At 64.3% G+C, this 25827-nt stretch carries 21 protein-coding genes; 8 read left to right on the top strand and 13 right to left on the bottom strand.

From position 1 onward, the window contains the following. Positions 1 to 55: 55 nt before the first annotated feature. The 4 genes from F3N42_RS05890 to F3N42_RS05905 form a co-directional block, all read right to left on the bottom strand. A complete protein-coding gene (locus tag F3N42_RS05890) occupies positions 56 to 2077 on the bottom strand; it encodes a S9 family peptidase (protein ID WP_150863465.1) in 2022 nt (673 codons plus the stop codon). A gap of 72 nt (positions 2078 to 2149) precedes the next feature. Further along, on the bottom strand, positions 2150 to 5068 hold the full coding sequence (locus tag F3N42_RS05895) for a TonB-dependent receptor plug domain-containing protein (RefSeq protein WP_150863466.1): 2919 nt from the start codon (positions 5066 to 5068) through the stop codon (positions 2150 to 2152). Positions 5069 to 5243: 175 nt separating this feature from the next. Further along, entirely contained in the window at positions 5244 to 6641 is a 1398-nt protein-coding gene (locus F3N42_RS05900) for a hypothetical protein (RefSeq protein ID WP_150863467.1), read from the bottom strand. A gap of 110 nt (positions 6642 to 6751) precedes the next feature. Beyond that, positions 6752 to 7318, bottom strand: a complete 567-nt coding sequence (locus F3N42_RS05905; protein WP_191621255.1) for a peptidoglycan-binding domain-containing protein — start codon at positions 7316 to 7318, stop codon at positions 6752 to 6754. 187 nt (positions 7319 to 7505) lie between these two features. On the opposite strand from F3N42_RS05905, the gene F3N42_RS05910 reads away from it, so the two are divergent. Genes F3N42_RS05910 through F3N42_RS05935 form a run of 6 tightly spaced genes read left to right on the top strand, consistent with a single transcriptional unit; the run spans position 7506 to position 14218 of the window. Next, positions 7506 to 9683 carry a TonB-dependent receptor gene (locus tag F3N42_RS05910; RefSeq protein WP_224784756.1) on the top strand — a complete coding sequence of 726 codons (2178 nt, stop codon included), beginning with the start codon at positions 7506 to 7508 and terminating at the stop codon, positions 9681 to 9683. Between the two features lie 15 nt (positions 9684 to 9698). Further along, positions 9699 to 10841, top strand: coding sequence for a PepSY-associated TM helix domain-containing protein (locus tag F3N42_RS05915; protein ID WP_150863469.1), 1143 nt, complete (start codon positions 9699 to 9701; stop codon positions 10839 to 10841). Then, positions 10838 to 11035 carry a hypothetical protein gene (locus F3N42_RS05920; protein WP_150863470.1) on the top strand — a complete coding sequence of 66 codons (198 nt, stop codon included), beginning with the start codon at positions 10838 to 10840 and terminating at the stop codon, positions 11033 to 11035. Before F3N42_RS05915 ends, F3N42_RS05920 begins: the two co-directional genes overlap by 4 nt. 40 nt (positions 11036 to 11075) lie before the next feature. Then, positions 11076 to 12683: an MFS transporter gene (locus F3N42_RS05925; RefSeq protein WP_150863471.1), complete on the top strand. Its 1608-nt coding sequence runs from the start codon at positions 11076 to 11078 to the stop codon at positions 12681 to 12683. A 9-nt stretch (positions 12684 to 12692) separates the two neighbouring features. After that, the gene (locus F3N42_RS05930) at positions 12693 to 13160 is read left to right on the top strand and encodes an EVE domain-containing protein (RefSeq protein WP_150863472.1); all 468 of its coding nucleotides are present in this window, start codon (positions 12693 to 12695) and stop codon (positions 13158 to 13160) included. Further along, positions 13160 to 14218, top strand: a complete 1059-nt coding sequence (locus F3N42_RS05935; protein ID WP_150863473.1) for a sialidase family protein — start codon at positions 13160 to 13162, stop codon at positions 14216 to 14218. The genes F3N42_RS05930 and F3N42_RS05935 overlap by 1 nt, the downstream gene beginning before the upstream one ends. 16 nt (positions 14219 to 14234) lie before the next feature. On the opposite strand, the gene F3N42_RS05940 is transcribed toward F3N42_RS05935, so the two are convergent. From F3N42_RS05940 to F3N42_RS05955, 4 genes are all read right to left on the bottom strand, one after another. Next, on the bottom strand, positions 14235 to 14807 hold the full coding sequence (locus tag F3N42_RS05940; RefSeq protein ID WP_150863474.1) for a YSC84-related protein: 573 nt from the start codon (positions 14805 to 14807) through the stop codon (positions 14235 to 14237). A gap of 51 nt (positions 14808 to 14858) precedes the next feature. Then, positions 14859 to 15800 (bottom strand): hypothetical protein, encoded by a 942-nt coding sequence (locus tag F3N42_RS05945; RefSeq protein ID WP_150863475.1) that lies wholly within the window; start codon positions 15798 to 15800, stop codon positions 14859 to 14861. Next, positions 15797 to 17554, bottom strand: a complete 1758-nt coding sequence (locus F3N42_RS05950; RefSeq protein WP_224784757.1) for a pectate lyase — start codon at positions 17552 to 17554, stop codon at positions 15797 to 15799. The genes F3N42_RS05945 and F3N42_RS05950 overlap by 4 nt, the downstream gene beginning before the upstream one ends. 69 nt (positions 17555 to 17623) lie before the next feature. Further along, positions 17624 to 18442: a polysaccharide deacetylase family protein gene (locus F3N42_RS05955; protein WP_150863476.1), complete on the bottom strand. Its 819-nt coding sequence runs from the start codon at positions 18440 to 18442 to the stop codon at positions 17624 to 17626. Between the two features lie 114 nt (positions 18443 to 18556). Between F3N42_RS05955 and F3N42_RS05960 the strand changes: the two genes are divergently transcribed. Continuing rightward, complete coding sequence (locus F3N42_RS05960; RefSeq protein WP_150863477.1) at positions 18557 to 18778, top strand: DUF2061 domain-containing protein; 222 nt, start codon at positions 18557 to 18559, stop codon at positions 18776 to 18778. Here F3N42_RS05960 and F3N42_RS05965 read toward each other — a convergent pair. Next, positions 18749 to 19921, bottom strand: a complete 1173-nt coding sequence (locus F3N42_RS05965; protein WP_191621256.1) for an NnrS family protein — start codon at positions 19919 to 19921, stop codon at positions 18749 to 18751. The genes F3N42_RS05960 and F3N42_RS05965 overlap by 30 nt on opposite strands. Positions 19922 to 19934: 13 nt before the next feature. Next, positions 19935 to 20945, bottom strand: a complete 1011-nt coding sequence (locus F3N42_RS05970) for a Gfo/Idh/MocA family protein (protein WP_150863479.1) — start codon at positions 20943 to 20945, stop codon at positions 19935 to 19937. A 106-nt stretch (positions 20946 to 21051) separates the two neighbouring features. Here F3N42_RS05970 and pgm point away from each other — a divergent pair, with 106 nt between their 5' ends. Beyond that, a complete protein-coding gene (pgm, locus tag F3N42_RS05975) occupies positions 21052 to 22722 on the top strand; it encodes a phosphoglucomutase (alpha-D-glucose-1,6-bisphosphate-dependent) (RefSeq protein WP_150863480.1) in 1671 nt (556 codons plus the stop codon). Positions 22723 to 22895: 173 nt separating this feature from the next. Here the strand turns inward: pgm and F3N42_RS05980 are convergent, their stop codons facing one another. From F3N42_RS05980 to F3N42_RS05990, 3 genes are read right to left on the bottom strand one after another with little or no spacing between them, the layout of a single operon-like run. Next, entirely contained in the window at positions 22896 to 23267 is a 372-nt protein-coding gene (locus F3N42_RS05980) for a VOC family protein (protein ID WP_150863481.1), read from the bottom strand. 58 nt (positions 23268 to 23325) lie between these two features. Next, the gene (locus F3N42_RS05985; RefSeq protein WP_150863482.1) at positions 23326 to 24219 is read right to left on the bottom strand and encodes an alpha/beta fold hydrolase; all 894 of its coding nucleotides are present in this window, start codon (positions 24217 to 24219) and stop codon (positions 23326 to 23328) included. Continuing rightward, positions 24216 to 25808 (bottom strand): class I adenylate-forming enzyme family protein, encoded by a 1593-nt coding sequence (locus F3N42_RS05990; protein WP_224784758.1) that lies wholly within the window; start codon positions 25806 to 25808, stop codon positions 24216 to 24218. Before F3N42_RS05990 ends, F3N42_RS05985 begins: the two co-directional genes overlap by 4 nt. Positions 25809 to 25827: the final 19 nt, after the last annotated feature.

The following is a 25827-nucleotide window of genomic DNA, read 5'->3' on the forward strand; positions in this document are numbered from 1 at the left end:
GGCTTGAGCGCGCCCTGAAAACCGACTGTCCGTCACCCGACCTGGGCGTTACCCGTTAGAGACCGCCCGGGCCGCAGTCGTCTTCAAGGAAGTCGACGATCAGGTTGAGCGTCTGGTCGAAGTGGCTGTAGTACCACGGCATGCTGTGCGGCATGTCCGGGATCGACACGAAAGTCACGTCGATCTTGTCACGCACGGCCTTTTCAAAGTCCGTGGCGTGCCAGTCCGGCGTACGCACATCGCGGTCGCCAGTGAACATCAGCAGCGGAATGTTGGCCTTGTCGGCGTTGGCCATCGGGTCCATACCGGTCACCGTGCGTCCCTGGAGGATGCGCTGCAGGCGGTTTTCACTCCAGGTGTTACCGAGCTTCGCCAGGTTGGCCACGGGGCCGCCGGCAATCGCGCACTGGTACGGGCTGTTGGGGCGAACGACCGCGGCGACCGAGGCAAAACCGCCGTAGGAGTATCCGAAGATGGCCAGACGCTCGGGGTCGGCGATGCCCTGGTCAACCAACCACTGGGCGCCATCGTCCTTGTCGTCCTGCATGGCCAGGCCCCACTGCTTGTCGCCGGCCAGCCAGAGCTTGCGACCCAGGCCGCTGGAACCACGATACTGCGGACGCAGAACCGCGTAGCCCCGCGAGGTCAGCAGCGGCACCCAGCCGGAACCGTCCCAGCCCCCGCGGTCACGCGACCAGGGCCCACCGTGCGGGTGAATGAGTGTCGGCAGGGGGCCATCTTCCTTGCTCCAGCCCGCTGGCAGGTCGAGAATGCCGGGGATCTCCATGCCGTCCCGCGCGGTGTAGGTCACCCAACGCTGTTCGCCGATATCCTCCGGATTGATCCAGGGCCGGCTGTTGCCCAGGTTGGTGACCTTCTGGCGGTCTTCCACCAGGTGATAGGCCGTGGGCGTCTGCGCGTTGCCAGTGCTGAACAGGACGCGTGACAGGCCGTCGTTGTAGTCAATGATCCGCACCGTCTTGCCCGGAAACGCCTGCTTCAGGCCCTCGTGAATGGAACGCAGGTCCCCATCCACGTAGGTCACTTCCATTTCCAGGCCGTCGACAGCAAAGCTCACCAGCTGGTTAAAGTTGCTCGGTTGCGTACCGAAGCCAAGGCCGGCAATGGAAAAGCGCGGGTGCGCGACAAGAGGCTCGGCGTCAAACTCCCGGGTCTTCGGGTCGTACATCCAGGCCTGCACCAGGTCGGAGAACTGGTCAGTCAGGACATAAAGCTTGCCGGTTTCATCATCGATACCGACAACATTCACCGAGTAGCGCTCGTGCAGCAGCGTCGTCAGCTTGTCGTGAATGCTGAACTCGCCCGTGGCCGGGTCGAGAATCAGGACGCGCAGCTCGAAAACATCATTGCCCATGGCCTCGGTTTCATTGCGCGTAACCACGTGGCCATCCCGCGGGTGAAACAGGCCCGGTGTTTCGGAGCGGTTGCCCTTGAAAAGCAGTTCCGCGCGGTCATTCTTCAGGTCGTACAGGTAATAGTCGCTCTGGAATGAACCCGTATCGACGCGCGAAATGATGACCTTGCTGGGGTCCAGCGGCAGGTTGCTGACCAGGTTGGCGCTGCCGGCCAGTTCCAGGCAACGCTGAACCGCATCACTGACATTAATGCCGCGAGTACTGCCGGCGAATGCCTCGTCGAACTCCTTGTGCGCACCATCAGTCAGGTAGTTCTTGAACACAAAGGTATCGGTCGAGCCACGCAGGTTGCCTTCACCGCAGCCGGCCAGGTGGCCCGACCATTCCTGCCGGGCGGCGACCAGGATGCGATCCGCTTTCATCGCGTTCGCAGCAATGAACTTCATGCGGTCACCGCTGGGCGTGACGACGGGCCCTTTGGACAGGTTGTCAACGTCCCAGGTGGCGACCGCCGTGTCCTGGTTGTTACTGCCCGGCGCGGCGACAATCGCGACCAGTTGTTTGCCATCGGTACTCATCGATACCGATGAAATATTGGGTAACTTGGCGAATGACTCCACCGGAATGGGCTTCGCCAACACGGGGGCCGTGGAAAGCCCCAGGCAGGCCGCCAGCAGCGGCCGCAATGTCTTGCTGATCATCAGTTTCTTTCTCCCCAAATGACTGGCGGCGCCGAAGCGCCGCCAGAAAGTATCGCCGATAAAGCTAAGCGATTACAGCCTCCAGTTCAGACGAACCCACAGGCGACGACCCAGCAGGTCGTACTGGCTTGCAGAAACCGGCACGTTGCCGCGACGTGACAGGCCAGCGCCTGAAGACACGAAGTCCGGCTCTTCGTCGAACAGGTTGTTGATACCCACCAGGAGGTCCCACTTGTCCTGCTCGTAGAAGACCGAGAGGTTGTGGTACAGCGCTGCATCCATGGTGATGTCCTGGCGCGCGTCCGCGTAACCGAAGTAGGTGGTGATTTCGTCTGCGAAATCAGACTGATCGGTTTCAGACACGTACTGCAGGAAGTAGGTAAACGTCCAGTCGTGACGATCCAGGTTGGCGCGGAAGTTGCTCACGTTATCCGGTGAACCGACGCTGCCGACGTAGTCGGTCTGGTCGAATCCGGCAACAGAACCCGGCGCGAACAGTTCGTACACGTTCTCCAGGTAGAAAGAGCTGTTACCTTCCAGGCGGATCGTACCGAAGTCGAAGTCGCCGCTCCAGGTCGCCGTAATATCAACACCATCAATGGTCTGCTTGTTGATGTTAACGAACTGGTCGTAGACCTCGTCGATGTTGTACGGACGGTTCAGGTCACTGCCCGGCACACGCGTAAACAGGTTACAGAACGCGTTCGGGAAGTTATCGCCAGAGTAGCAACCGGCAACAATGCCGCTCGCACCCAGGCTGCTGATCTGATCGTTCACGGTGGTCTCGTAGTAGTCCACAGACACGTTCAGGTCAGTGAACTCAGGCGTCCACACCATGCCGACCGTAAAGGAGTCAGACGTTTCCGGGTTCAGGTTGCCAGCACCACCACCCGAGTAGATCAGGGCAGAGGATGACGGGAAACCAGAGTAGTCCTGCGGGATACCGTCGGCCGCACAGTTAGCACGGATGTTGTCGTTGGTGCTGTTGATCCAGTCAATACACGGGTCGATACCGAGCTGGTCACCGAATGAGGTTTCATCACCCAGGTACAGCTGGTACAGGCTCGGCGCGCGGTAGGACGTACCGGCGGTCGTGCGCAGACGGATTGACGGGGTCACCTGCCAGTTCAGGCCGGCTTTCCAGACCCAGTCGCTACCACCGTCCTTGTAATCAAAGGCACGGGCAGAAACGTTCAGGTCCAGGCTTTCGAAACCGGTCATACCGGCCAGCAGCGGAATATCCAGCTCGCCGAAGGCCTCGATCACGTCATTGGTACCTTCCGTCACGAGCGCGGAGGTCGAACCCCAGAGGTCAGAGTTCTGTGACGCCTGGCTGGGCTGGTCGTCGATGCCGAAGCTGCGGTATTCGATACCAAACGCAGACGCCAGGTAACCGGCCGGCAGCTGGAACAGTTCACCAGACATGATGGCCGTCACCTGGAACTGGTCGTACACGGTGTTACCCGTAACGTCGGTGCCCACGGCGTCGATCAGCTGCTGCATGTCCTGCCCACCCAGGATACCCGGTGAGAAGTAGTCCACACGCGGCGGTGACGTATCGAAACGAATGTCACCTGACTGCGAGTTCAGGATAGCGTTGTTGGTGTAGCTACCATCCGAGTAGGAGTAGGACGCGTATGCCTGCCAGCTCCAGTAGTTATCGGTGGGCAGCACGCCTTCCAGGCCGGTGGTGAAGTAGTAGAAGTCGATATCCGCAGAGTAGTTCGACGGGTACGGCATAACCGGCTGGCCGAACACGGGCGGGTTGTAAGACGGGTCATCCGGGTACGGGAAGCCGACGGCCGCGCCATAAACCACGGGGAAGAACTGGCGCCAGCCTTCTGCGGTGGTCTGACGGTTGCTCCACAGGAATTCCGCGTCCCAGTCGACACCGCCCCAGAAATCGAAGCTGTAGTCGGCCGTGGCGTAGATGTTGCTGCGCTCACGCTCGTTGATGGCCCTTTCAGAACGCAGGAACTCGGCGTCCAGGATGTCTTCAAACCAGGCCGCACCGTCGACGTCGTAACGACCACTGTAGCGCGGGGCGTAACCCGGCAGCGGGCCAACGGTGGAACCATCGGCGGTCGGGACCAGGCGACCAAACTGGCCGGTGGCGTCCAGCACGGTGTTGAAGTACAGGTTGTTACAGCCGAAGCCGTTGTCGGACAGGTCGACCGGAGAACGGTTCTCACGATCGATACGCTGGCCATCGGTGCCCCAGTACAGATCCTGCGGGCATTCCAGGTAGGAACGATCGCCGATGGTCAGTTCTTCCTGCTTGTCCCACTGTGCGGACAGCATCACGGAACCCTTGTCGAAGTTCAGGCCGGTAATGACACCGACGCGGTAGAACTCACCACCGCTCTCAAACGGTGCTTCCATGGTCGCCGTCAGTTCGGTCTGGTCGACAGAGCGACGGGTGATGATGTTGGCCACACCCGCGATGGCGTCAGAACCGTAAATGGATGAAGAACCGTCCAGCACGATTTCCAGGCGCTGCGTAGCGATATCCGGAATGGCGTTCAGGTCAAAGGGGCCGGTCTGGCCACGCGTGCCACTGGCACCCGGGCGACGGCCGTTGATCAGCACCAGGGAGCGGTCAGCGCCCAGGCCACGAAGGTTCAGGGTCTCGTTACCGGTACCGCCCTGGATGACGAAACCGCTGAACTGGTTGTTCAACTGCGTGGTGCCCGCGGCAACCGTGCTCTGCTGCAGCATATCGGCAACGCTGAGCTGGCCAGCCTGGAACTGTGATTCGGCATCGATGACCTGCATCGGTGACGTGGACGTGAAGTTTTCACGCTTGATCAGAGAACCGGTGACTTCAACACGACCCAGGTCGGTGTCGTTGGCGTCTTCGGTCGTCTGGGCGTCGTCACTGTCGGTATCCGCATCGTCCTGGGCCCAGGCGCCGTGAACGACAGCGCTGAGTGCCAGTGCGAGCAGGAAACGCGGCAGCTTCCTTGGCTCTTCATTCATTGAAAATGACATTCTTAAATATCTCCTCTGACAGGACTTTCCTGTTTGGTTTTCAACCGGCTGTGAACAAAAGAAAAGCAGACAGCGCCAGGGTGATCACCCTGACAACGCCTAGCCCCCCGGCCGAATTGTGCGCCAAGTGTAAACCATTCTTTAAGGGAGTGTTAAATAAAGCGTTGAAAAAAATTCAGAAGCGGACGCGGTACATGCCCTTCAATACGGAGTCGTTGGGCGGCGCGACCAGTCGATCTTCGAAATTTCGCAGCAGCGTGCGGTTCCAGGTCAGAAACAGGTCGCGGCCGAAACCGGTGTTCCAGCGCAGGTTGGCGTTCATGCCCACCTGGTCGCTGATGTTGTTGACCTGTACCAGCGGTGAGAACGACCAGCCCGGTGCCAGCGCCACCGTGGAACGCAGCGTGAACTTGCGCGCGGTGAACTGGCCCACGGGCTGCTTGTGGGCCTCGACGGCGTACTCTGCGTTCAGGCGCAGCCACTCGGCGGCCTGCCAGTCGCCGCGGAACTGCACGTCATCGCGCTGGCCGCCCAGGTAGTCGCCCTGAATCACGCGTACGCCCAGCATCCAGTTGTCGAAGCGGCTGGTGTCGAAGCCCATGCCGTAGCGGGCGTAGTTGTACTGTCCGGCGGCGATAGGCAGGTGATTGACCAGGTCGTAGCCGTTGACCAGCACCTCGTCGTTCTGGCTGACGAACAGGGTCCAGTTGTCGCCCGAGGCATCGCGCGCGTCGAGCAGGGTCAGGTTCAGCGCGCGCGAGGCCTCATCGGTGCTGAGCGCCTGGATATCGCGGGCATTGAAATTGTGGCCCAGCTGCCAGTCGCTGCCATCAGGCATGGTGTGGCGAAAGGCGTACTGGAAACTGGCGTCGTCGACTCCGGGGCGGCTGACTGAGCCCAGCGCCGGGTCGAAGTCGTCACCAAAGTGCTGGTACCAAGCGCTGGCGCGATGCTGCTTGCCGGGGTAGTTCAGGTGCAGGCCCCAGGCGTTGTCATCCCGGCCGGCCTCGTTTTCGTTGAACAGTTCGGTGTGGGTTTTCTGCAGCCAGGCCTGGCCTTCAATATTTCCCAGCGTTCTGTATTTCAGGTCGACACCCACGGTGTGGGCGTCCAGGTCCTGGTCCGGGTCGCCGGCGGTCAGGATCACGCCCAGCTGCAGGTCCTCGGCCAGTGAGCGCGAGAAGCGCGCGATGAACGCGTCGCTGGCAGAGGTGCCGGTGGCGTCGGTCGATTGCACACCCAGCATGTTGACCTTCCACTCGCCGGCGGTGCCACTGACCCTGACGCCGGACGACATCTCGTTGGGGTCTTCCTTGCGAGCCAGGCCAACAGTACCGATATTGAACGGCTGCGCCAGCACACCATTGATCCCAAGCCCGAACAGGCCCAGGTCGCCCAGCCACAGGTTGGGGTCGTCGTGATAGCGGGGATCGAAGGCGGTGACTTCGAAATCGGAAACGTCGTTGTACCAGGCATCACCCTGGGCCCAGGCCGGGCCGGCAACGCACGCGGCAAGACACACGCCGGCAATGATACCGGTGACAGTCCTGGATTGGCGGCCGCGAATGCCCAATTTCACTTCCGTGTGTGTCGGTTGTTCTTAATTGTGGTTCATTATATGGACGTGTTCGCAAGCACGCAAAACCCTTAGCAAAATTCGTGGCCAAAAATCGCGTTGACCTATCAACCTGGCGGGTTGCGACACTCCTCCAGCTCCGACTCGCTGATACCCAGGTCCTTGGCCGCGGCGTTGACGTCATCCACGGTGGCGTTGACGTCATAGATATCACGGCTGACCTGGTAGACATCGTTATTGCCAAATCGCCCGGCCGTGCGTGCCGCGGCATTGAGCAGCCGGCCGAAACCGCGCTTCTTCTTCTGCGCTTCCTGCGCCGCGGCCACTTTCTCCTGGATGCAGGCCTGCTGTGCAGCCTGCAACTCCGCCTCGGTCCTTTGCCTTGGCGCCGGCGCCACGGTCTGCGCGGCCGGTGTGGCACCGCCGCTGAGCTTCGCCTTCAAGATGCCAGCCAGCTGCGGTGACGGCTCGCCGGTCACTTCCAGGTCGTTCTCGGACTGGAACTTGGAAATCGCGACGATGGTCGCCGTGTCCATGTCGCCGTTGGTGTTACCGGGCGTGTAACCCAGCGCGACCAGGTCGGTCTGCACCATCTTTGTCAGGTCGTCAGCGATAGCCGGCGTGGCCGCCATGGACAGAATCAGCAGCAATGCACCAAGAGCACAGGTCTTCATCAGGTTCCCCTCCTGTTTGGTTGAGCGGCGGCCGGGCACGAATTCCGGCAGCGCCAATGTCACATAGCATAAGATGATTGTCGCCCCAGCGCTAAATTGCGGTGACGCGTGACGGGGATTGTTGTGAGAATGGTTCTCATTTACAATGCGCGGCTTCAATTTGAGCAGCTGACCTGGAGTCATTGCCGTGCGTTTTTTGAGCCCCACCCCTGTTTCACTGATTTCCCTCGCCGTCGCGTGCGCCCTTTCCGCCCCAGCCCTTGCGCAGACGGATGGTGACGACCCCGTTCTCGAAGAAGTGATCGTCACCGGCGTGGCGTCGCAGGTTGAACTGACGCCCACCTACGCCGGCGAGCAGGTCGCCCGCGGTGGCCGTGCCGGCCTGCTCGGCAACCTCGACTTCATGGACGCGCCGTTCACCGGCACCGCGTTCACCCAGCAGCTGATCGAGGCGCAGCAGTCCGACAGCGTTGGCGATGTGCTGCAGAACGACCCGGTGGTGCGCGTGGCCAAGGGCTTCGGCAACTTCCAGGAGGTCTACGTGGTGCGCGGCTTCCCGGTGTACTCCGACGACCTGACCCTGAACGGCCTGTTCGGCATCCTGCCGCGCCAGTACGTGGCCGCCGAACTGCTGGAGCGCGTGGAAGTGTTCCGTGGCGCCAACGCCTTTATCAACGGCGCGGCGCCGGGTGGCAGTGGCGTGGGCGGCACCATCAACCTGGTGCCCAAGCGCGCGCCGGAGGCCGGCGTGCTGCGTGGCACGCTGGGCTACGAGAATGCCAGCCAGCTGTACGCCGCCGTGGACGTGGGCGAGCGCTTCGGCGCCGCCGATGCCTGGGGCGTGCGCTTCAACGCCGCGCTGCGTGACGGCGAGACCTCGGTGGACGGCCAGGACCGCGACATGAACGTGTTCTCCATCGGCACCGATTACGCCGGCGAGCGCTTCCGCTTCTCCGCCGACCTGGGCTGGCAGGACAACCGCATCGACGCGCCGCGGCCGCAGGTGACCCCGCTGGGTGAAATCCCGGAACCGCCGTCCGCGGACACCAACTACGCCCAGCCGTGGACCTTCTCCGACGAAGAGCAACTGTTCGGCGTGGTCCGTGGCGAGTTCGACTTTACCGACACCTTCTCCGGCTGGCTGGCCGTGGGTGGTCGCGAAGGCGAAGAGAACAACGTGCTGGCCAACCCGCGCAGCGATGCCGACGGCAACCTTTCGGCCTACCGCTTCGACAACGTCCGCGAGGATTCCATCTTCTCCGCCGACGCCGGCCTGCGCGCCGGGTTCGACACCGGTTCCGTGGGCCACAGCGTGGTGCTGTCGGGCTCGGTGATCGATTCGGATTCGAAGAACGCCTACGCGTTTTCCAGCTTCGTCGACACCTTCGCAAGCAACCTGTACAACCCAGTGGCCGTGGCGCCGCCGGCCCCCGACTTCTTCGTCGGCGGTGACATGAACAGCCCGCTGACCACCGAAAAGGTCGACAACAGGAGCCTGGCGCTGGCCGACACGCTGGCGTTCCTGGATGGCCAGCTGCTGGTCACCGTGGGCCTGCGTCACCAGGACATCGAGACGCAGTCGTTCGACTACAACACCGGCGCATTCCTGTCAGGCTATGCCGACGACAAGGTGTCGCCGGCCGGCGGTATCGTCTGGCGCCTGGGCGATGCCTGGTCGCTGTACGGCAACTACATGGAAAGCCTGCAGCCCGGCGCCATCGCCCCGGCCAACAGCGGCGGCGTGCCTATCGACAACGCCGGCGAGGTGCTGGAGCCGTTTACCGGCGAGCAGGCCGAGATCGGCGTGAAGTGGGACGGCGGTGACTTCGGTGGCACGGCCAGCGTGTTCACGCTGAACCGGCCCAACGCGATTGTCGTCGACAACGTCTTCCAGGCCTCCGGCGAGCAGCAAAACACGGGTGTCGAGCTGAGTGTCTTCGGCGAGCCCATTCCGGGCCTGCGGCTGCTGGGCGGCGCCACCTGGGTGGATGCCGAGCTCAAGCGCACCCAGGACGGCATTGACCAGGGCAACACCGTCATCGGCGTGCCGGAATTCCAGACCAACCTGAACGTGGACTGGACCATCCCCGGCACCGACGGCCTGATTGTCGACGGCCGCGTGGTCTACACCGGCGACCAGTACGTCAACACGGCCAACACCATCGAGCTGGACGCGTGGACCCGCCTGGATATCGGCGCACGCTACGTGGTCAACTGGGACGCCCGCGCCCTGACCTTCCGGGCGCGTGTCGACAACGTCACCGACGAGTCCTACTGGGCCTCCACCGGCGGCTTCCCCGGCGCCAACTACCTGATCCTGGGCTCACCGCGCACCTACGCCGTGTCGGCATCGATCGACTTCTGAGCACAGGCGCCACGCATGAAACCCTCGGTGACCCGCGCCTGGAGCTGGACCCACAAGTGGTCCAGCCTGGTGTGCACGGTATTTCTGTTGATGCTCTGCATCACCGGCCTGCCGCTGATCTTTCACGACGAGATTGACGGCGCGCTGAACCCGGATGCGTGGACGCCGGCCCACCCGGACGGCGAGTGGCTGGACCTGGACCAGTTGCTGGCCGTGGCGCTGGAAGACCGGCCGGGCGAAGTGCCGATTTTCATGAGCTTCGATATCGAACGGCCGGTGGTGAACGTGACCACCGGCCCTTCGGCCGACGCGCCGGGCTCAGAAATGTATTTCGCCAGCTTTGACCGCACCAGCGGTGACCTCGTGCCACCTGCGGATGTCGGCGAAGGCGTCATGCATTTCCTGCTTCAACTCCACACCGACCTGTTCCTGGGCCTGCCCGGCATGCTGTTCCTTGGCGCGATGGGCCTGCTGTTTGTCATCGCCGTGGTCTCCGGCGTGGTGCTGTACGCGCCGTTCATGCGCAAGCTGGACTTCGGCACGGTCCGCCGCGACCGCTCCAAACAGGTGAAGTGGCTGGACTGGCATAACCTGATGGGCGTGGTGACCGTGGCCTGGGTGCTGGTGGTGGGCATCACCGGCATCATCAACACGCTCGAAACACCGATTATCGACGCCTGGCGCTACAACGAACTGGCCGACCTGGTGGCCGAGAACGACCAGCGCCCTGCCCCGGATGAATTCGCCTCGCTGGACGCGGCAGTCAACCGCGCCATGGTCGAGGCGCCGGACATGGAACTGCAGTTCGTGGCCTTCCCCGGCAGCGGCTTTTCCACCGACTCGCATTACGCGGTGTTCTTCCACGGCCGCTCGCCGGCCACCGAGCGGATGATCACGCCGGCGCTGATCGACGCGGCCACCGGTGACTTCGAAGGCCTGCGCGCCATGCCCTGGTGGGTGAAGACGCTGTCGCTGTCGCGGCCGCTGCATTTTGGCGACTACGGCGGCCTGCTGCTGAAGATCGTCTGGGCCATCCTCGACATCATCACCATCATCGTTTTGGTCAGTGGCCTGTACCTGTGGCTTAAGAAGCGACGCCAGCCGCGCCAGCGGCTCGCCGACCTGGCCGGAGCAGACAACGCTGGAGCAGCGGCATGAACGGCCGGCGTTCGCTCTGGACCATCTTCGCCGTTCCGCTGCTGCTGTTTGTGGCCAGCTTGGTCGGCCTGGTCTGGGCGCTGCTGGATGACGGCGGCGCCGATACCGTCGCGGCCGTTGCCGCCGGTGTGTCCATCCCGGTCTTGGCCTGGGCCTGGGTGCGGCGCGGGCGCGGCTCGGTCACCCGCGACTGACATCCACAAACGCGCTACTTGTCGGTAAGATACGCCGGCCATGACAAGAACAACGCAAGGCCTGTCCTTCCACCACCCGCTCGCATTCTGGCTTGGCTGCCTGGGCATCACCGTAGGCGTGCTCGCGCACCTGCCGATGTTCATCCACGCCGCGCCGATGGGCTACCACATGGCCGGCATGCCCATGAGCACGACGATGTGGGTGGGCATGGGGCTGATCCCCGTTGGCCTGGCCATGGCGTTCTACGGCCTGATGCCCCGGCTGGCGCAGTTGCGCCGGCACGACCCGGTAAGCGTCCATTTTCACGTGGCCGACGAGGTCTCGCTGAACCGTGCCCACTGGACCCTGGTGGCGGCGCTGTTCGTGGCCGTCACCGTGGACGTGATGAAGCCGGCGACGCTGGGCTTCGTCATGCCGGGCCTGGCCACCGAGTACGGCATCAACAGCCAGGCGGCCGGCACACTGGCGCTGGTGGCGCTGACCGGCACCGCCATCGGCTCGGTGCTCTGGGGCGTGCTGGCCGACGTGTTCGGCCGCCGCGCCGCCATCCTGCTTTCCGCGCTGATGTTTATCGGCACCGCCATCTGTGGCGCCATGCCGGATTTTGGCTGGAACCTGACGATGTGCTTCCTGATGGGACTGTCGGCCGGTGGCCTGCTGCCAATCACCTTCACGCTGATGGCCGAGACCGTACCCGCTCATCACCGCGGCTGGCTGCTGGTGGCACTCGGCGGCCTGGGCACCGGCGCCGGCTTCCTGGTCGCCTCGGGCGCGGCCGCGCTACTGGAGCCGCTGTTTAGCTGGCGCATCCTGTGGATGCTGGGACTGCCGACCGGCCTGCTGCTGATCATCCTGAACCGTTACATCCCGGAATCGCCGCGCTACCTGGTCAGCAAAGGCCTGAACCACCAGGCCCGCGAAGTCCTGCAGCGCTTCTGCGGTGACCATGAGCACGACAGCGCCGCCGTGGTCACCGAGGCCGTGCCGGAGTCCCGCACGGGCAACTGGCGCGAACTGTGGCGCGCGCCCTATTCCGGCGTCACGCTGGGGCTGCTGGTTGCCGGCCTGGCCTGGGGCCTGGTGAACTTCGGCTTCCTGCTGTGGCTGCCCACCAACCTGCGCGCCACCGGCCTGGATCAGCAGGCCAACGCACTGATCGCGCAGTCGGCGCTACTGGCGCTGCCCGGCGTGGTGCTGGTGGTCTGGCTGTATCACGGCTGGAGCAGCATCAAGACACTGGTGAGCTTTATCGTGCTCACGGCGCTGGCGCTGCTTGCGGTGAGCCTGGCCTACGCGCTGGTCGACACCACGACGGTGCTGCTGGGCGCGTCCATCGCCCTGTTACTGGTCAGTGCCAGCGGCGTCATCGCGATGCTGATACCGTATGCCTCGGAAATTTATCCCGTTCACCTGCGCGGCACCGGTGCCGGCATGGTCGCGGCGAGTTCCAAGGCCGGCGGCATCGTCGGCGCGCTCGCCGGCGTGGCCGGGCTGTTTGACAACGTCACGCTGGCGGCGACGGTGATCATGATCGCCCTGGCGGCCTCAGCCGCGCTGCTGGCGCGCAACGGCATCGATACCCGCCGACTGCGACTGGAAGACATCCAGGGCGCCCTGCTCAACGCGCGCGCGAAATCCACACGATAGGAGAACCGAATGGCCTACTGGCTGATGAAATCCGAACCCGACGGCTACAGCATCGACGACCTGGAACGCGATGGTGTCGAGCCCTGGGACGGCATCCGCAACTACCAGGTGCGCAACATGATCCGCGACGACATGGCCGTGGGCGACATGGCCCTGTTCTACCACTCGGCCTGCAAGACCCCGGCCGCCGTGGGCATCATGACCATCGTCAGCGAGGCTTATCCCGACCCGACCCAGTTCGATGCCAGCAGCAAGTACTTCGATGCCGGCAGCGACCCGGACAACCCGCGCTGGCTGCTCCGCGACGTCAAGTTCGAACGCAAGCTGGCGCGCGAGATCACCCTGAAGGAACTCAAAGCCCACCCGGAACTGCAGGACTTCCAGCTGAACAAGCGCGGTAACCGGCTGTCGATTCTGCCGGTCAGTGAAAAGGAATGGTCGCTGATCCTGGGGCTGGAAAAGGCGCCGGCGTCGTGATGGCCCGTGCACCCCTGATACTGGCTTGCCTGGGCCTGTCCGCCGTGCTCTCCACGATCACGCAGGCCGATGACGCCATACTTCAGCGCGCGACCATTAACGCCGACGCGCCGTACCCGCAAAGCCACGCCTCGACCATTGTCGAGACATCCGATGGCCAGCTGGTCGCGGCCTGGTTCGGTGGCCTGCACGAGAAGCACCCTGAGGTCGCCATCTACGTGGCCCATCATGACGGCGATGGGTGGCAGCCCGCGGTGGCGGTCGCCGATGGCCGGCAGGCCGACGGCAGCCAGCTGCCCACCTGGAACCCGGTGCTGTTCCAGCCGGACGGCGGCCCTCTGCACCTGTTCTACAAGGTGGGTCCCAACCCGCAGGAATGGTGGGGCGTGCTGAAGACGTCCGACGATGGCGGCGAGACCTGGAGCGAGGCGCGGCGCCTGCCCGATGGCCTGCTGGGGCCGATCAAGAACAAGCCGGTGATCTCGGGCATGGGGGCATGGATCGCGCCGTCGAGCACCGAGGGGCCGGAAGGCTGGCGCCTGCGCTTCGAGCGCAGCGAGGACCAGGGTGCAACCTGGACCGCGGGGCCCACCGTGGACCCCGGACCGGGCATCGACACCATCCAGCCGAGCATCCTCTACCACGCCGACGGCCGGCTGCAGGCCGTGGCCCGAAGCCGCCAGGGGACGCTGGCAGCCAGCTGGTCGTCCGATCGCGGCAAGACCTGGTCGCCGATGGCGGCCATCGAGCTGCCCAACCCGAACGCCGGCACCGACGCGGTGACTCTGGCCGACGGTCGTCAGTTGCTGGTCTACAACCACTCGGCCCATAACCCGGCTACACCGGGCAAGGGTCCGCGCTACCCGCTGTCGATCGCACTATCAGACGATGGCATCCGCTGGCGGCGGGTAATGGATATCGAGGAAGTAGCGCTGCGGGAAGGCTATGCCTACCCGGCCGTCATCCAGTCCGGCGACGGTCGGGTACACATCACGTACACCGTGGCGCGACAGCGCATCCGCCACGTGGTGATTGACCCGGCGCGCCTGGAACCCTGACGCGCCGGGCTGGGGATTACTTGGCCTTGAACTTGTACTTCTGGCCGGCAATCGCGGCCTGGTACATCAACCCGCCCTTGGCCAGCGTGAACACCGCCATGCCGCGGCGCCACTCACCTACGCCGGTACCTGAGCTTTCCGTGGCGGACACACCGGCGCTATTGCCCTGGGTACCTGCGGTCGCAGAGGCGCCGTAAGTGAGTGCGACCGCGTTCGCGTCTGCACCGAATTCGAAGCTGCCGCCGACGAATTCGTCGTAGATCTCTGAATTCTTCAGCAGGATCAGCTGGCTGTAGGCCTGGCCGCCCAACTGCAGGCCAATGGAGACCTGGGTCATGCGGACTTCGCCCTCAAAGCTGTCACCCTTGTAAACGCAGCCCTTGCCGGTGGCGCCGCCGATGCCGATGCCGCCCTTGCCGATGGTCGGCAGGATCGCGTAGCCATGGGACTCACCCAGCAGGCTGGTGACGTTACCCAGTTCCTTGAACTTGCCCAGGGCCTCCTGGCATTCCTCCGGCGTAGCCGCCGCCACGCCCGTCGCCAGTGACAGGCCAAGAACGGCCACCAGGGCCAGGGTCAATTTACGCATGGTCTACTCCTCCGGAAAAATGAATTCTGCATGGTCCTACATTATCGCCTTTCAGAACGACGGGCGGAACTCGATGCCGACACGCAGATAGGCCGACTGCTCGCTGGGGGTCTCGATACCTTCCCAGTCGCCACCACTGAGCGACAGACCACGGTAGCCACCGACCCCACCCTCCAGCTTGCCCCAGATGTTGCCGAACAACCGCTTCCCGACACTCAGGCCAACATCGAAGGTCGACAGGTCCATGGACACGTCGCGGCCATTGTCCGACAAACGCCAGGACGTGCCCGACGGTGACGCACCCAGGCGGAACAGCGTGTCGCGGTTGGGCGACCACAACAACGCGGGCCAGGGCAGGATGGCGCTCACGGTCCAGTGCTGGTTCAGGGTCCACGACGCACCGAAATACGGCAGGTACAGGTCATCGCCCTCACCCACGTCGAAGAACGCACCGGCGGTCCACCAGAAGCGCTCCGACTCGACCTTGCGGGTGAACACGCCGCCCATGGTCTCCAGCGTCCAGCCGCCCGCCGGCAGGTCGGAATGGTGCCCCAGCGGCATGACGAAAGCCGCGACCTGCCAGTCCGTGTTGACCTGTCGCAGCCAGCCGACAGGCACCGCTACCGAGGTGACATCGAACGCCGGCGACGCCTCCGGCTCGAAGCGGGCATGGCTAACCCACTCGCCAACGAGCACGGCATCACGCGGCGTGACCAGGAACGGCGCCATCAGTGCCTGGGACAACGTCGACTGGCTGACACTGCGGGTCTCGCCCGACTCGAATCGCAGCTCGGTGTCGTCGTAATGCTGGGCGTCGATATACGCCAGCGGCAGGAACGGCACATCGGTGGTGCCGCGCTGGAACTCGATCTCGCTGTCGGCGAAGCTCGCGATCCAGGTCTCGATCAGGTTGGCCCGGGCGGCGGGAAGACCACCGCCCAGGCCAATCAGGAGCGCCAGCAGCCGTACGACGATGCCGGCGCGCGGGTTCACTGGCGGCTGTCGTACGCCTGCATCAGCGCGCTCATGTTCTGGATGTAGGTACCGATGGAGATACCCGTTTCCGGATCGTCGGTCATATACGGCGACGTGTCGTAGGCATCACCCACGTGGGTGCCGCCGAAGTCGCCCTCGGCCGGCTCAGCCGGGCCGTCACCGATGTACGGGTTGGACGTGGCGCGCAGCGGCGTCGGCCAGTAACCGGCCTCGTTCAGGCCGTCGACCAGTTCACGGATACGCTCGTCATCCGGCCGGTCAATGGCCACGGCGCCGATGTTCGAGTTCAGGTCCGAGACCTCCAGGCTGGTGACGCTGAAGTACTTCGGCAGCGCGAAGCCGTCCTGGCGGTTGAGTGGCGAGTTGGCGCGCATGTCTTCGGGTGACGTCTCCATCAATCGGGCGTGGCGTTCACGCAGGCCGTCCAGGTTCACCGAGCGCCACTGCGAGTAGTGGCGGATCGGGTTGTCCGGGTTGTAGTCGTGATAGTACTCGCCGTTGATGACATTTGAACCACGACGGTGATTGAAGATCGCCTTGTTGGTGCCGATCTCGATGAAGGTCGGGTACTCGCGGCCGGTCATGACCACCTGCTCCGGTGCCAGGCGCACCGATTCCAGCCAGTCAAAGACTTCCGGCAGGGGCTCCAGGAAGCGGCGTTCGCCGGTCCACTCAAAGAAGTCCATCATCTGCGCGGCATTGCCCGCGGTGGACGAGGTGACCAGCGCCGTCGGCTCGTAGGACCGCGCGCCAATGGGATCCAGCGTGTCCACCGTGTGCTGCAGGCCCCAGCCGGCCTGCGGCGCGGGCTGCAGGGTCGCCGGGAAGATTTCCATCGCGCTCTTGATGCTTTCCAGCGCGCGCTCATCGCCCAGTGACTGGTACACCATCAGCAGGAACTTGATGTTCTCGTCGGCCACGTCGTCATTGAAGGTGATGTGGCGGGTGTAGTCCGGCAGGCCGTGCAGGTCCGGTGCGTCTTCCACGAACGGGAAACGCTGCGGCCAGCCGCCGTTGTCGTACTGGCTGTCGAGGACGAAATCGATGGCTTTCTGGAGCGGGGCCTCGTACACGGCTTCACGCTTTTCCAGGTACATCCGCAGCAGGAACTGCGAAGCCTCGGAGGTGCCGGCGTCATCGAAGGTGGCGTTGCCGTAGTAGTGGTGGAACTCCTCCAGGCGCCAGCCGTTCTTGCCGATGGTGTCGTACCAGCGCTGGATGGATTCTTCGCCGGCGAAGTCGTGCAGGTAATTCCAGCCGCCGGCGGGGTGCTGCGCGCCGATCAGGCCGGCCGCGACCTCGGCGGCGGACTCGTAGAAGTACTCGTCACCGGTGGCGTGGTAGGCGTCGAGCAGGACATGGCCCACCGTGGCGGTACCCGGCGGCTGGATCCACACCATCTGCGGGTAGGCTTCCATTTCGCCCCACTGGCGCGAGCCATCGGCGGCGTAGGCCCAGACGTAACCGCCGTTGACGGCCAGGTTCTCACGGATGAAACGCGTGGCGCGACGCATGGTCTCGAGCACGGCTTCGTTGGTGATGTCGGTGGCCCCGGTGGTCTCGGCCTGTGTCGTCGGGGCGGGCTGCGGCGCCGGGCTCGCGGCCGGTTCGGAGCCGGATCCGCCGCAGGCGGCCAGCAACGCGGTCGTGGCCGCCAGCAGCCAGCCGCGCCAGGATGACAGGCCGGTGGAGCGCGGCGCGGAAACCGGTGTCATTTTCAGGGTATTCGTGGTCTTTGGACTCGTTTTCATGTGTGTTATCCGTGTGGAGATTGAGCCGGGGCGGTCATGTTAACAGCGTCTGCGATGGCGCGACCATCCCTACTCCTGGTCGCGCGTGACCCAGGTCATGATGTCGACGAAGGTGCTGACCCAGTAGACATCCGGGTTCGCCGCCAGGTGTGCCAGCAGTTCGTCATGGGCCTGCGCCGACACCGACAGGTGGTCACCACCGATACCGTGGAACGTGTAGTTGGCCATCGTGCCCTGCTCGGCCGCCTGGCGGGCGATGGCGATGAGTTCTTCCCCGCTCATGTCCACGGGGCCTGTCACCGGCACGCGGTATGGGTCCAGCGTGGCCATGTCGGGCACCACCGCCCCACCACCGATCTTGATACCGATAAACATCGGCTCGATCGCGTCCAGGTAGACCTTGCCGCCGGCGGTCTGGTCAAAGCAGGTCGCGGTGAAGGTTCTTTGCTTCAGGCCATCCACGGCCTCCAGGAAGGTGTTCGCCAGCTCAACCCGGGCGGTGATCTCCTCCACGCTCATGGTGTCGAGATCCGACCATTCGCTGACCCACTCACGGTTCGGCAGCGAGCCGCGGCAGGCATGGAACAGCGTGTGGTTGCCCAGCTCATGACCATTGGCGGCGGCCGCGCGCCAGTCACCGATGCGATCGCGCATGGCGGCGCTGGCCGGCACCACGTAGAACGAACCTTTCAGGCCGTGGCGGTCCAGCTGCGGAATGGCCACGTCCAGCTGGGTGTTCAGCGCATCGTCGTAGGCCAGGCTGATGGCCGCGCGCTGGCCGCCGGGCCATTGATAACCAGTGTCATCATTCACTTGACCAGCCTGCAGGCAGGCGGCCCACGGCACCAGCGCGGTGACAAGCAGGAAAAACCGTACAGTGTGTTTCATCGTTGTTCACTCCAGGGGGGGACGCCATGAATCCGCGTCCGAATTGAGTTGACCTTCTTAATGAGAATAGTTATCATTTGCATTAACGCGCTTCAGACCCATGGACGATCGACAATGCATACGACACTCAAAACTGCGACGTTTGCCGTGACACACTTCAGCGTGGCATTTGTTGTTGCCTGGCTGCTGACTGGCAGTTTAGTCATCGGTGGACTGGTCGCCCTGGTTGAACCCGCCGTCAACACCGTGGCCTACGCCATACACGAAAAACTGTGGTCACGTGTCCGTCCTTCACCGCCACCGAAGTCAACCGGGTTTTCTGTCAACGCGGGGTAACAACAGCACCGGCGCGTAGACCAGTACAAACAGCCCATAGGCAAACACCCATAGTCCTCCGGCCAGGTGAATGGCCGGCGAATATTCCAGCATGCCGGTGGAACTGGCGAAGACACGGACCGCGACCGCCAGGGTCAGTGCAATGTAGGCGACGACAATTCGCTTTCCGACTTTCAGTGGCCGCCCCGTATGGCCCAGGGCGGCGCGAGTCATCACGGCCAGAATCATCATGCCGGCGGCTCCCGCGCCCAACGCATGGAGCCACTGCCCCGCCCAGGCGACGCCACTGGCGATCGATACCGCGTGCAGCAGCAACCCAATGGGTATCCACGCATAAGCCAGGTGAAGCACCCAAACTATCGGCATGCGCAGGGTCTTCACTCCTTGCCAGCCCAGCATGCGTACGCCGTGCAGTCCCGCCGCCAACGCGGCGATGACGGCCGTAATCATGGCGACGGGTGATATCGCTACGGCAATCGCCCAGGCCACCGTCGCGGCAATCGTGCAACGAGCCAGAACAGCCGGTGAGCGCATGGTTGTTTCAATTCCCGATCCACGCAGGGCGTTCCCAGTAAATGCAGGGACGATGCGCCCACCGATGACCGTGATTAGCACCATTACCAGGCCCAGCGCGCCACGCAGGGCCATTGCGCATAGCATGGGCTGGGACATCCAGGTCCCGTACAGGAACACCGCGTCCAGTAGCCAGAACGCCAGGAGCACAAGCAACAGCGGCCGGTTCCGATTGGCGGTACGCGCCAGGCTGGGCCCAATCAGGATGGCCAGCCCGGGCAAGAAAGCCAGTTCGAACAATGCGACCAGGGCCAGCGGCAACACATCGCCCATGAAAAATGCCAATCGCCCGATCAGCCAGGCCACGGTCAAAACGACCAGCGGCCAGCCTCCAAACCCCTTCTGCCCGGTCCAGCTGGGTACCGCGGTGAGCATGAAACCGGCGATCGCCGCGCCGATGAAACCGAAAATCATTTCATGACCATGCCAGTACATGGCCGGCTGCCCGAAGAACGCGCGGTCAGACGACGGCCAGCTCGACACCCACAGCAGGATCGCGACGACGGCATACACCCCCGCGAGCAGGAAAAAGGGGCGAAACCCGTATGCGAAAGGTACCCAGCGTTTCATACCCGGGTCGTCTTCATGATGCGGTCGGCGATTCCCACCGGCCGGATTCCGCGCTATGCACCAAGGCGTCGATGACCGCCATGTTGGCCACCGCATCGTCCAGCGGCGTTGGCGCCAGCGTATCGTCCAGCACGGCGCGCGCGAAGGCGTCGCCCTGCAGGGTGTACTGGTCGCAGGCATCAAAGGTCAGCGTTTCAGCACCTGAACCATCGTGAAGCCACGCCGTGCAGGCCCTGTCCGGCGGCGCGTTGAACGGTATCTCGATCTCCAGCCGCCCTGTTGTTCCCACCGCCAGCATTCGCTGGTACGGCGCCGCCTGGGTGCTGCAGGTAAACGCAGATGTACCGGCCTCGAACTGGAGCACCCCGGCCGTCAGCCGGTCCACGCCGAAGCGCGGATCGCGATCCATCGTGGCCATCACCCGCAGCGGCTCGGCCCCGAACAGGAAGCGGGACAGGGACACGTTGTAGCAGCCGATATCCATCAGTGCTCCGCCACCGATCGCCGCGTGGTTACGAATGTTGTCCGGGTCGTCGTTGAAATAGGAAAACCATGACTGGATCGCACGCAACTCGCCCAGGCCACCATCGGCCACCCGTGCCTTCGCCGCCTGCCACTGCGGGTGGAACCGGTACATGAAGGCTTCCATCACTTTCAGGTCGGGGCGTGACCGGGTCGCGTCGACCAGGGCCCGGGCCTGGTTGGCATCCAGCGCGATGGGCTTTTCGCACAGCACATGCTTTCCGGCCTCGATCGCGCGAACGGTCCACGGCACGTGCATGTGATTAGGCAGCGGGATGTAGATGGCGTCGATATCCCGGTCGACCAGCAACGCTTCATAGCTGCCATGGGCGGTGGCAATACCCAGTGCCGAGGCCGCGGCCCGGGCAGAATCCGGGTTTCGCGAAGCGATCGCCCTGACGTCGCCATACCGGCTGGCCTGCAGCGCCGGTATGACTTTTTCTATACCGATGCGGGCGGTGCTGAGCACGCCCCAGCGGACTTTTCGTGTCGGATCACTCATTCCGGCACCATACACCTGCCGCTTCCGGCACTGCAATCACGCAGCGGTCATCCGCGGATGTTACATTGAAGGCCCGTTCACAATTGCCCTGGTTTGACGCTTAAACATGGCCCAACACCCCCTGGCCGGACAGCCGGCACCGCAGTCCATCCTCACCGACATTCCTCGCCTGGTCACCGACTACTACGCGCTGGCGCCCGACCCGGACGACCCGGCACAGCGGGTTGCCTTCGGCACCTCGGGCCACCGCGGCAGCGCCAGCGACGGGCGCTTCAACGAGGCCCACATCCTGGCCGTGAGCCAGGCGGTGGCCGACTACCGCCGCCAGCAGGGCATCGACGGGCCGCTGTTCCTGGGCAAGGACACCCACGCGCTGTCCGAGCCGGCGCTGGTGAGCGCCGTGGAAGTGCTGGCCGGCAACGGCGTCACGGTGATGATCGACGAGTCGCTGGGCTACACACCCACGCCGGTGATCTCCAACGCCATCCTGTCCTGGAACCGCGGCCGCGAGAGCGGCCTGGCCGATGGAATCGTGATCACGCCGTCGCACAACCCGCCTCGCGACGGCGGCTTCAAGTACAACCCGCCCAATGGCGGCCCGGCCGACACCCAGGCGACCGGCTGGATCGAGGCGCGCGCCAACGAACTGCTGATGGCCTCGCTGGGCGAGGACCTGCCGGGTGACGACCATTCCATCGCGCTAATGCCATGGTCCAGCGCGCTGGCCTCCGATTACGTGGTCCGGCACGACTTTATCGGGCCCTACGTGGAGGGCCTGGGCGGCGTCATCAACATGGATGCCATCCGCGCGTCCGGCATCCGCATCGGCGCCGACCCCATGGGCGGATCGGGCATCGCCTACTGGGCGCCCATCGCCGAGCGCTACGGCCTGGACCTGGAACTGGTGAACGACACCATCGACCCGTCCTTCCGATTCATGCGCGTGGACCGCGACGGCAGGATCCGCATGGACTGCTCGTCGCCGGCGGCCATGGCCGGACTGGTCGACCTGAAAGACCGCTACGACATCGCCTTTGGCAACGACACCGATTTCGATCGCCACGGCATCGTCACGCCCAGCGTGGGCCTGATGAACCCCAATCACTACCTGGCGGTCGCCATCGGCTGGCTGTTCGCGAACCGGCCGGAATGGCCGGCCACCGCCGCCATCGGCAAGACCCTGGTCAGCAGTGGCATGATCGACCGCGTCGCCGCCGACCTGGGGCGCACCCTGTGCGAAGTGCCGGTGGGTTTCAAGTGGTTTGTTGACGGCCTGCAGGACGGCTCGTTCGGCTTCGGTGGCGAGGAAAGCGCCGGCGCCTCGTTCCTGCGCCGCGACGGCGGCGCCTGGTCCACCGACAAGGACGGCATCATCCTGGACCTGCTGGCCGCCGAGATCACCGCGGTGTCCGGCCGCGACCCGGGCGAGCACTATGCCGACCTGGAAGCCCGCTTCGGCTCACCCGTGTACGAACGCATTGACGCGCCGGCCACGCGCGAGCAAAAAGCCATCCTGAAAGACCTGTCGCCGGACCAGGTCACCGCCACCGAGCTGGCCGGCGAGGCGATCACCGCAAAGCTCACCCGCGCACCGGGCAACGATGCCGCCATCGGCGGCCTGAAGGTGACCACCGAAAACGGCTGGTTCGCGGCCCGGCCTTCGGGTACCGAGGACGTTTACAAGATCTACGCGGAGAGCTTCCTGGGCGAGGAACACCTGCGCCGCATCCAGGAGGAGGCGCGCGACATCGTCGCCGCGGCGCTGGGTGACACGTGACGGGTGACGGGTGACGCGTGACGCGTGACGCGTGACGCGTGACGCGAAGAATACAGGCCACTTGGAAGGCCGCGCACTGAAAACCGCTGGCCCCTCCTGGCTCGACCACTCCCCGGGCACGCGCGCCCGCCAGGCACGCTCCGCGTTACGCGTCACGCGTCACCCGTCACGCGTCACCCCACGTGTTGGTCGACGAGGATGGGGTTGCCGTCGGGGTCGACCACGACGAAGCTGGCGGGGCCGGTGGTTGACTCGTCGGCTTCGTTGGCGAATTCGATGCCCTGGGCCTTCAGCTGTTTTTGTAACTCGCGCACATCGGTGAAGCCATCGATGGTCTCACACTGCTGGGTCCAGCCGGGGTTGAAAGTCAGGATGTTGTTGTCGAACATGCCCTGGAACAGGCCGATGACGGTGTCGCCGTTGCGCATCATCTGGTAGTGCTCACCGTCGCCGGCGAACGGCTCGAAACCGAATTTTTCATAGAACGCGCGTGAAGCGGCCAGGTCCCTGACCGCCAGGCTGATGGAAAATGCGCCGAGTTGCATGGGCTATCTCCTGTTTGAAAGATGCCCCATGAATAGTCGAATGAGACCCCGCTGTCCATCACAGCCGCGCCAGGAAGGCATCGATGGCCGCGCGCGACACCGGCTCGTCCAGCGTGGGGGCGTGGCCGCGGTTGGGGACCTCGACGACATCCAGGTCCGGCTTGATGGCCTTCATTCCTTCCACCGTCTCCTCCGCGACCAGGTCGGAGATGCCGCCCTTGAGCAACAGGACCGGCATGGTCATCTTGCGGAAGTTGTCCCAGGGCGACAGGTTAAGGCCCTTGAGACGGCGCACACCAAGCTTTTGCAGGAACCGAATCAACCCCATCGACTTGGCCATGTGCCGTAGCGCGTCACCAATCTTGCGGTCATAATCCGGGGCCACCTGGCCATCGGCGGTCTCGCGCCAGGCCAGGCGCGCCTGCTCATCCCAGAACGCATCGTCCTGATCCGGGTAGGCGATTTCGTAGTTCTGCCTGGCCAGCGTCGCGGCCGCGGCCCAGTCAGGCTGGGCAGGTGTTCGGCCCGCATACTCCAGGATTCGTTCCAGTGCCGCCGGCGCCACTTCCGGGCCCACGTCATTCATGACCACGCCGCGCATGCGCTGCGGCTGCTGGTCGGCCATGATCATCGCCATCAGGCCACCCAGCGACGTGCCGATAATGGCCGCGGACTCGATACCCAGCGTGTCCATCAGCGTCCAGGTATCGCGCACGTACGTGGGCGGCAGGTATTGCTTCCACTTCGGGTCATGGGCCGAGCGGCCGCGGCCGCGCAGGTCCGGCGTCAGCACCCGCCAGCGGCCTGAAAGGTGTTCGGCCAGGCCCTGGAAATCCTTGCTGTTGCGGGTCAGGCCGGGCAGGCAGATGACGGTATCGTCACCGCCGCCGTATTCGCGATAGAAAAGCTCCAGCCCATCGTGCGAAGTGTAGGTGTGCTCGGTGGCGGTCATGTCTGTTCCTCGTGGTGATCAGCCTGGCCCAGCCAGTGGCGATAACGGTCGCGAAGTTCGCGCTTCAGCACCTTGCCGTTGGCGTTTCGCGGCAGCGCATCGATCAATTCAACCCCGGCCAGGCGTTGGTGTTTACCGACCCGGGTGTTGGTCCAGTCACGCAGGGCGTGGGCCTGGGCGGGTTCGTCGTTTGCGACGACCAGCGCCAGCGGTGTCTCTCCCCAGCGCGGACAGGGGATGCCCACCACGGCGACCTCGCCGACGGCCGGGTGCCCGAGCATGACGTGCTCGATATCGGCCGGGTAGACGTTCTGTCCGCCGGAAATCAGCAGGTCCTTCTTGCGGTCGACCAGGTACAGGTAACCCTGCTCGTCGATTCGACCGATGTCGCCGGTGCGTAGCCAGTGGCGGCCGGCCTGGTCCACCCAGCGGGCTTCAAGGCTGGCGTCGGGCCGTTCATGGTAGCCCGCCATCAGGTGGCGACAGCGACCGACGATCTCGCCCGGCTGGCCCGGCTCGCAGGGCCTATCGTTGTCATCGAGGATCAGCAGGTCAACACCCATGAGCGGTTTGCCGACACTGTCGGGGCGCTCGCGTGCCTGCTCCGGCTCCAGCGTGGTGATCACGCCCTCTGTCAGGCCGTACAGCTCAATCAACTGCGGCGCCAGCCGGTCCATGACTTCCAGTTTCAGCGTCGGCGGCAGTGGAGATCCACAGCACATCAAGCTCTTGATAGATGACAGGTCATGGTCCGCAAATGCCGGTTCATCGACAATGCGCTGGAACTGCAACGGCACCATGGCCGAATGCGTCACACCATGGCGTTCAACCGCCTGCAGCCAGGCCGCCGCGTCGAAGGCCGGCATCACCACCACTGTGCCGCCGACCAGCAGGCTGATGCCCATGCCCACCCAGGAAATATTCGAGAACAGCCCGATGGCGCAGAGGTTGACGGCCGCGCGGTCATAACGCAGCGCCAGCGCCAGGTCGTAGAACCAGTCCAGGCGGCGGCGATGGGTATGGACAATACCCTTGGGCTGGCCCGTGGTGCCGGAGGAGTAAATGATGTTGCAGGCATCGTCGTCGCGCAGCAGCACGGCCGGGTCGGTGTTGTCCTGCGATGCACGCCAGCCGGCGAAATCACGCCACCCGTCACGGGCCGCCCCGGTAGTGAACCAGCCTTCCGCCAGGACGCTGGCCATTTGGATGCGCTCGGCGTCCAACCGCGGCGCATGGTCGTCACTGGTGATCACTACGCGGGCGCCGGCATCGTTGATCATGGCCACCAGGCCCAGGTCGGCGACCATGGTGTTCAGGGGGACGGCGACAAAACCACCCACCACGGCGCCGAACATGGCCACGACCATGTCGTCACTGTTGCTCATCAGGACGGCGACACGGTCTCCGCGTTCGAGGCCCATGGCGGCCAGGCCATTGGCGACCTGGCAGGTACGGCGGAAAAATTCCGGCCAGTCGAGCACTTTCTCACCGAAGATGACGGCGGGTCGACCTGGCAGCCAACGCGCGTTCATGGCCAGCACTTCCGGCAGCAGCGGGGCCGGCGAATCGAACCCCTGGAGGTCAGTCACCGTCCCACCACCATGCCAG

Origin of the sequence: Marinihelvus fidelis (assembly GCF_008725655.1) — a bacterium.
Classification (GTDB): Bacteria; Pseudomonadota; Gammaproteobacteria; order Xanthomonadales; family SZUA-36; genus Marinihelvus; species Marinihelvus fidelis.